Raw genomic sequence first — 1,020 nt, 5'->3', positions numbered from 1 at the left:
AAGAGTCTGTGCAAATACTGTTGTAAATCACGTGTTAGTTTCACCCAACCCGTTGTATCATCATCTTTATATTTTGGGTTGCTCTGCAATTCAGAAGGAATATTAAAATTGCAAAAATCGTTGTGACTATTACCAAAGAAACAGACGCGAATGTCAAAATACTCTGAATAAAGTCAAGATTTTTTTAATTCCTAAAAAACATAAAAATATAAAAGTTATAATGCCAAACAAGGCTCTTCGCTGCTTATCTGTAAAAATATTTATTTCCTGCGGCTTTCGATAATTTTTTGATCTCTTTATTGATCTCATCTATAAGAGGTTCGTAATTCAGAATGCTTTTCGGAATAGCACCACCGTAAACCCATGCTTTCACTTGCGCTTTGGTACTAAAATCCGCATTCTGGTGTGGTATAATACTGGCCGCCATCAAACTTTTCACATTCTCTTGTACCGTCTTCATATTTGTAGAGGTTGTAAAAATACTCTGCCGCTCCGTCCCCCCCCAAGGAACATAATCAACAGCTGTTGCAACAAACTCTTTTTGCATTGGCTGTTTACGCTTTTTTAAGGACAGGTCTTTTAATATTCTCATGTTTTTAGTCCATAATTTACCAATTGGTCTATTTACCTAAAATTTGACCGTACAGAGCGTTTTGTGTTTTTAATTGTAGTAAAAAACTTCAAATCTCTTTGTACGGTGCCTTTTTGTCGGTTTAAACACATATCTAATCCCAAAATGATCAGCGCTTTTCACTAGTTTACTAACCTGCAATGTTTTTTACTGTTCCCCCAAGACCATTTAAATTCCTTCAAGCTTTTGCTTTTCAACCAACGTGAGTGGTCTTGAATTCTCTCTCATTGCCTTTTCTTTCAGCCTTTTTTCACGGGTGCTCAAAACAGTCTTGCGTACACTTTCGGCTTTTGAAAGAAGGGTGTTTTCTACTGTCTGGCAATAAGTTAAAAGCTCTCCACAAGTTGGCATAAATGTTTTTGATATCCCAATTGCTTGACCAGTTACGA

The 1,020-nt window shown here is 36.3% G+C and carries 3 pseudogenes; all 3 read right to left on the bottom strand.

Annotation, left to right across the window (positions count from 1 at the left end):
• Positions 1 to 258 (bottom strand): annotated as a pseudogene (locus ACFIQE_RS10770) (hypothetical protein); the annotation flags it as partial.
• Positions 245 to 592, bottom strand: a pseudogene (locus ACFIQE_RS10765) (hypothetical protein). The pseudogenes ACFIQE_RS10770 and ACFIQE_RS10765, both read right to left, overlap by 14 nt.
• Positions 593 to 799: 207 nt before the next feature.
• A pseudogene (locus ACFIQE_RS10760) lies at positions 800 to 1,020 on the bottom strand (hypothetical protein); the annotation flags it as partial.

The organism is Bartonella sp. AA1HLJMS, from assembly GCF_042197445.1.
Lineage (GTDB): Bacteria > Pseudomonadota > Alphaproteobacteria > Rhizobiales > Rhizobiaceae > Bartonella.
Note: the sequence above shows the minus strand (reverse complement) of the source record. Positions and strands in the feature narration are given on the sequence as shown.